This is a genomic window from Acidovorax sp. KPB24-03 (assembly GCF_057546605.1).
On sequence record NZ_BAAJYR010000200.1, the window covers coordinates 1 to 6356 of the forward strand.

Annotated in this window: 7 protein-coding genes; all 7 read right to left on the bottom strand. The window is 66.6% G+C overall.

Features of this window, described 5'->3' with window-relative positions; translation table 11 throughout:
• Positions 1-217: 217 nt before the first annotated feature.
• The gene (gene ccoP, locus AC27KI_RS16980; protein WP_284428871.1) at positions 218-1132 is read right to left on the bottom strand and encodes a cytochrome-c oxidase, cbb3-type subunit III; all 915 of its coding nucleotides are present in this window, start codon (positions 1130-1132) and stop codon (positions 218-220) included.
• Positions 1133-1156: 24 nt separating this feature from the next.
• Positions 1157-1294, bottom strand: coding sequence for a cbb3-type cytochrome oxidase subunit 3 (locus AC27KI_RS16985; RefSeq protein WP_272548310.1), 138 nt, complete (start codon positions 1292-1294; stop codon positions 1157-1159).
• Between the two features lie 20 nt (positions 1295-1314).
• Positions 1315-1944: a cytochrome-c oxidase, cbb3-type subunit II gene (ccoO, locus tag AC27KI_RS16990; protein WP_272548311.1), complete on the bottom strand. Its 630-nt coding sequence runs from the start codon at positions 1942-1944 to the stop codon at positions 1315-1317.
• 19 nt (positions 1945-1963) lie between these two features.
• Positions 1964-3403, bottom strand: a complete 1440-nt coding sequence (gene ccoN, locus AC27KI_RS16995) for a cytochrome-c oxidase, cbb3-type subunit I (protein ID WP_272564153.1) — start codon at positions 3401-3403, stop codon at positions 1964-1966.
• A 594-nt stretch (positions 3404-3997) separates the two neighbouring features.
• Positions 3998-5434 (bottom strand): alpha/beta hydrolase, encoded by a 1437-nt coding sequence (locus AC27KI_RS17000; RefSeq protein WP_487114880.1) that lies wholly within the window; start codon positions 5432-5434, stop codon positions 3998-4000.
• Positions 5435-5666: 232 nt separating this feature from the next.
• A complete protein-coding gene (ccoS, locus tag AC27KI_RS17005; protein ID WP_272564155.1) occupies positions 5667-5804 on the bottom strand; it encodes a cbb3-type cytochrome oxidase assembly protein CcoS in 138 nt (45 codons plus the stop codon).
• Positions 5804-6356 (bottom strand): HAD-IC family P-type ATPase (locus tag AC27KI_RS17010; RefSeq protein WP_487114882.1); only part of this gene is annotated, 553 nt, incomplete at its 5' end. The genes AC27KI_RS17010 and ccoS, both read right to left, overlap by 1 nt.

Genomic DNA, 6356 nt, shown 5'->3' on the forward strand with positions numbered 1-6356 from the left:
TTTTGCGCCTCGTACAGCGACACCATCTCGGCGGCCGCATCGGCGGCGCCAGGCGCGACCGGGGTGATGGGAATGACCTTGCGGGCAGGCCCGCTGGGTGGCTTCATGGCAGTTCTCGAAGGGTGGGCCGGCAAGGGAACGCGTCAGCGGCTGCGCCGCCGGCCAGGGCGCGCCGCGGGAAAGGCCCGGATCGCGTTCCCCGGTGGCATCGGCGCCGTCAGCGCACCGCGTTCGCGCGGTGGGACAGGCCCCATACGTAGGCGGTGAGCACGCCGATCTGGGCCTCGGTCAGCTTGTCGGCCTGGGCCGGCATCACGTTGACCTTGCCGTGGTTGACCATGGCGGTGATGGCCGCCTCGCCCCAGCCGTGCAGCCAGACGTCGTCGGTCAGGTTGGGCGCGCCCAGGGCCGTATTGCCCTTGCCGTCCATGCCGTGGCAGGCCGCGCAGGCGGTGAACTTGGACTTGCCCAGCGAGGCGCGCAGCGAGTCGTGCGGGCTGCCCGACAGGCTCAGCACATAGTGCGCGAGGTTGCGGATGTCCTCCGGCGAACCCACGGCCGCGGCCATGGGCGGCATGGTGCCCATGCGGCCCTTCTCCAGCGTCTCGCGGATGTTCTCCGGCGCGCCGCCGTGCAGCCAGTCGTTGTCGGACAGGTTGGGAAAGCCCTTGCTGCCCCGTGCGTCCGAGCCGTGGCACTGCGCGCAGTTGTTCATGAACAGGCGCTCGCCAATGGCCATGGCCTCGGGGTTGGCCGCCATGTCCTCGGTCTTCATCGCGGCGAACCGGGCGTACAGCGGCGCGAGCTCGGTGCGCGCCTTGGCCATCTCGGCCTCGTACTCGCCGGCCTGCGTCCAGCCGAACTGGCCGGCGAAGCGGCCCAGGCCCGGATAGACGGCCAGGTAGCCGAAGCCGAAGACGATGGTGAGCACGAACAGCCACATCCACCAGCGCGGCATGGGGTTGTCCATCTCCCGCAGGTCCTCGTCCCAGACGTGGCCCGTGGTGTTGTCGGTGCTGGGCGCGACCTTCTTGCGGGCCGTGATCCAGAGCAGCAGCAGGCAGCCCAGGATGCCGACCACGGTCAGCCCCGCCACATAGACCGACCAGAAATTGTGGGTGAAGTCACTCATGTCGTTCTCATTGTTTTTTGCGGATCAGTCTTGCTCGAAGGGCAGGCGCGCGGCCTCCTCGAACCGGGCCCGGTTGCGGCGCGAGAACGCCCAGACCAGGATGCCGAGGAAGCACGCCAGCGATGCCAGCGTGGCGACGATGCGCACAGTGGTGATGTCCATGACCAGCTCCTTGCGGTTCGTTACTTGAGGGCGCGGCCCATGACCTGCAGGTAGGCCACGAGCACGTCCATCTCGGTCTTGCCCTTGACCTCCTCGGACGCGGCGGCGATCTGCTCGTCGGTGTAGGGCACGCCCACCGTGCGCAGCGCCTTCATGCGCGGCGCGGCCACGGCGGGATCGACGGGCGTCTTCTCCAGCCAGCTGTAGGCGGGCATGTTGGATTCGGGCACCACGTCGCGCGGGTTGTTCAGGTGGATGCGGTGCCACTCGTCGCTGTACTTGCCGCCCACGCGGTGCAGGTCGGGGCCGGTGCGCTTGCTGCCCCACTGGAAGGGGTGGTCGTACACGAACTCGCCGGCCACCGAGTAGTGGCCGTAGCGCAGCGTCTCGGCGCGGAAGGGGCGGATCATCTGCGAGTGGCAGTTGTAGCAACCCTCGCGCAGGTAGATGTCACGGCCCAGCAGCTGCACCGCGGTGTAGGGCTGCACGCCCGTCACGGGCTCGGTGGTGGACTTCTGGAAGAACAGCGGCACGATCTCGGCCAGGCCGCCGATGGCGACCACCAGCACGATCAGCACGATCATCAGGAAGTTGTTGGTTTCGATCTTCTCGTGCGAGAAGCCGGCCGATTTGGGGTTGTGTTCGGACATGGAATGGGCTCCTCGGGGCTCAGGCATGGGCCGTGTTCACGGCGGGGATCGACACCTTGACCGAGCGGCCCGAGATGGCGGTGGCCCACACGTTCCAGGCCATCACCAGCATGCCGCCCAGGTACAGCAGGCCGCCGGCGAAGCGGACCACGTAGAACGGATAGGTGGCCTTCACGCTTTCGACGAAGGTATAGGTGAGCGTGCCGTCGGGGTTGACCGCGCGCCACATCAGGCCCTGCATGACGCCGGCGATCCACATCGCGGCGATGTACAGCACGATGCCGATGGTGGACATCCAGAAGTGCAGCTCGATGGCAGGCACCGAGTGCATCTTTTCCCGGCCGAACAGGCGCGGGATCAGGTAGTACAGCGAACCCATGGTGATCAGGCCCACCCAGCCCAGGGCGCCGGCATGCACGTGGCCGACGGTCCAGTCGGTGTAGTGGCTGAGTGCGTTGACGGTCTTGATGGACATCATCGGGCCCTCGAACGTGGCCATGCCGTAGAACGACAGCGACACGATCAGGAAGCGCAGGATGGGGTCGTCGCGCAGCTTGTGCCAGGCGCCCGACAGCGTCATCACGCCATTGATCATCCCGCCCCAGCTGGGGGCCAGCAGGATCAGCGAGAACACCATGCCCACCGATTGCGTCCAGTCCGGCAGCGCGGTGTAGTGCAGGTGGTGGGGGCCCGCCCACATGTAGGTGAAGATCAGCGCCCAGAAGTGCACGATCGACAGGCGGTAGCTGTACACCGGGCGGCCGGCCTGCTTGGGGATGAAGTAATACATCATCCCGAGGAAGCCCGCGGTGAGGAAGAAGCCCACGGCGTTGTGGCCGTACCACCACTGCACCATCGCGTCCTGCACGCCGGCATAGGCCGAGTAGCTCTTCATCCAGCCGGCAGGCACTTCGGCGCTGTTGACCAGGTGCAGCAGCGCCACCGCCAGGATGAACGCGCCGAAGAACCAGTTGGCCACGTAGATGTGGCGCACCTTGCGGCGGCCGATGGTGCCGAAGAACACGATGGCGTACGACACCCACACCAGCGTGATCAGGATGTCGATGGGCCATTCCAGCTCGGCGTATTCCTTGCCGGTGGTGTAGCCCAGCGGCAGGCTGATGGCCGCCGCCACGATGACGAGCTGCCAGCCCCAGAACGTGAACGACGCCAGCGGCCCCGCGAACAGGCGCACCTGGCAGGTGCGCTGCGCCACGTAGTAGCTGGTGGCGAACAGCGCGCAGCCGCCGAAGGCAAAGATCACCGCGTTGGTGTGCAGCGGCCGCAGACGGCCGTAACTGAGCCAGGGAATGCCGAAGTTGAGTTCCGGCCAGGCCAGCTGGGCGGCGATGAAGACGCCGACCAGCATGCCCACCACCCCCCACACCACGGCCATGATCGAAAACTGCCGCACGACGGTGTCGTCGTAATGCGCGGCAGCGGTTTTTGGAGATTCCATCGTGCACCTCTTTGATTGCACGGAAAGTTTCTTCCGGATACCCGTTGGGGGCATTGACGCATGTCAATCGTTGCGATGAATCCGGCCGGAGTCACAGAGCGTCAGGCCAACCACTGGCAGCACGGCTGCCCGTACAGGGTTGGCATGAGTCGGCAACCACCAGAGAATCGCCAATGGATCTCTACCAAGAAATCAGGAGTCAGGCCGCGGTCACCGGGCGGATTCGAACCTGAAGCGCAACACCTGTGTTGTCAATGAACAAGGCGATCCAGACCCGCGTGTACGAGCGGTTCGGCATCCTTCCAAGACCAAATTCTGGACGGCGGGCCTCACTGGTCGTTCAGCAGGGACGTCACTGCTTCGCCGCTACACCGACCACCCAGACGAGACTCCCTTTCTGCGTCGAGCCGAAAGAGCCTACGCACCTTGGTAGCCACTGACCTGAAACACCCGCGATTCCTGTCGGCGCAGTCCCGCTTAGGGAGCGAAGGAGAGTTGCCCTTGGGCTGGTTGAGCGGCAGAGGGGACGCACATGAGGCGGTACCAGAAGGCCCGCCCCACAAGGCTTTGCCCTGCATTCGAGTCGACGCCAGATCAGCTGCCGCTGCACCCGGGCAAGGTTGCGCGGGTCGCCACGGTTGCAGCACTGTCGTCGCGCCCACCTGCGTTGCGGGTATAGGTGCAGCCATAACGTGCGTCAGCGACGGTGGCGGGCGTTTTCACGTCGTCACCCGCGGGCTTGGTGCCTTTCTCAACCCAATCGGCCATCGCCTTGAATGCTTCGGACTGCTCGGCCACGGTGAAATCGCAGTGGCTGGGGGCGCGAATGGCGCGCTGCACCAGCCACTGGCCATTGCCGTTGGCCTCGACGCGGTCGCGGTAGACCTGCTCCATGTGGAAGGGCACGTACATGTCGCCCAGCGTATGCAGGGTGACCACCGGGATGCGGAACTGGCCATTGACCTGTGGCACCCAGCGCAGGCCATCGGTGCGCAGGCGGTTGGCGTCGGGTGCCGGCACCCACTTCGCGATGGTGGCGTTGAAGTCTGCCACCTCTGCCGCGCTGGCATTGAACCGGTAGACCGTACCGGTGGTGTCGATTCCCTGCTTGTTCAGGATGCCGTTGAGGGTGCCGTCGCGTCCGAAGGTGCCCCACACGGTGTTTTGCAGCGGAGCATTGGCAAAGCCCTGGTCGAAGATCGGCCGCGGCCCGCCGGTCAGGTTCATGACGATGTCTTTGAGCTTCTGCCCTTGCGGCGTCACCGATGCAAACGATGTCTGGCTGCCGAACATGGCGTCGCGCACGCGCGGAGCGAGCGCGGCCCAGTCGGTGGTGGGTGCGGCGACGGCGGGCACACCGGCCAGCTTCTGCGCCGCCAACTGGTAGGCACCGAAATAGTTGTACAGCGACAGATCGCCCAGCACGGCGCACATCGGCAGGGCGCCCTGGTAGCGCCGCTTGTGGACCGCCGTTTGCTGCGCCTCGTCCTCGATGGCGGCGGCGGCGATGTGGCCGCCCATCGAGACACCGGTGACATAGGTGCGGGCAGGCTCTGACAGCACACGGCCGTTGGCGGCGGCAATCGCCACAAACGCATTGGCCAGCGCATTGGTGTCTTCCACGCCCACGCGCACGTCATAAAAATTCTTGGTGTAGCTGGATGCCGCCCAGGCGTAGCCGTTTTCGATCAGGTAGCGCCGGAAGGCCGGGTTGGACACGGTCAGCGCATTGCCTTCACCCGCATAGCCATGGGCGTACATCACCAGGATACCGTTCCAGTTCTTCGGAACCTCTACACGGTAGCCCGCGCCGGCATTCGTGCCGCTCCAGCGGTCGGTCTGCACCGTGGTGCCATCCATGGCCGCGAATGGCAGGCTGGCGGTGGCCACGGCAAAACTGGTGCGGGTGTCTTGCACGCGGTTTTCCTCTGGCACGAGGCCCCCGCCACCACCGCAAGCCGAGAGCAGCAACGCACTGACGGCGCCGATGGCAGCCGTGCGGGAAGGAATCAAAAAGCGGATCGGCTGCATGGTTGTCTCTCTCTCGTTAGGGGAGCAATGACGCCCGGATTGGCGGCGCCAGTCTAGGCACGGCTTGCGTTACCCCTGCGCGGGTTTTCCCGCGCGTTTTGTCACGCGGGCGACGGGTGGCGGCAGCAGCGGTTGGTCTGCCATAGGGGCCCGTCAGCCCCATAGGGGCCCGTCAGCCGCTGCGTGACGCGGCGGGCGTTGAATGCCGGGACGGTTTGGCTTGGCGCTCCGGTCATTCATCTCGCAGGATGCGCTCGCCCTCCTGCTCCACATCCTCGAACTGGCCCCGGGACACCGCCCAGCCCAGGCCCATCAAAACCAGCAGCACCAGCACGACGGACAGGGGAATCAGCAGGTAGAGGATGTCCATCACACACCTTCCAGCAGCGGCACGTCGCTGTGGGCGGCTGGTGCCGCAGCGGGAGCGTGCGGGGAGCCGGTACCGGCTGCCAGCCGCGCCGCATTCGCGACCACCAGCAGCGAACTGAGCGCCATGCCCAGCCCGGCAAGCCACGCCGGCATCCAGCCCACAACGGCCAGCGGCACGCACAGCGCGTTGTAGAGCGCGGCCCACCACAGGTTCTGCCGCACCACGCGCAGGGTGCGGCGCGCCAGCAGCAGCGTCTGCACCACCTGCTCCAGGTCGCCGCCCATCACCACGAAATCCGCGCGGGACTGCGCCAGCGGCACGGCGCGGCCGAAGGCGAACGACACATGGGCGCCCGCCAGCACCGGGCCGTCGTTGAGCCCGTCGCCCACCATGGCCACGCGGTGGCCGCGCAACTGCTCGGCCTGCAGCAGCGCGAGCTTGTCCTGCGGCGTGCAGTCGCCCTGCGCCCGCTCGATGCCCACCTGCCTGGCGATGCGCCGCACCGCGCCGGGCCGGTCGCCGGAGAGCAACTGCACGGCCACGCCCGCATCG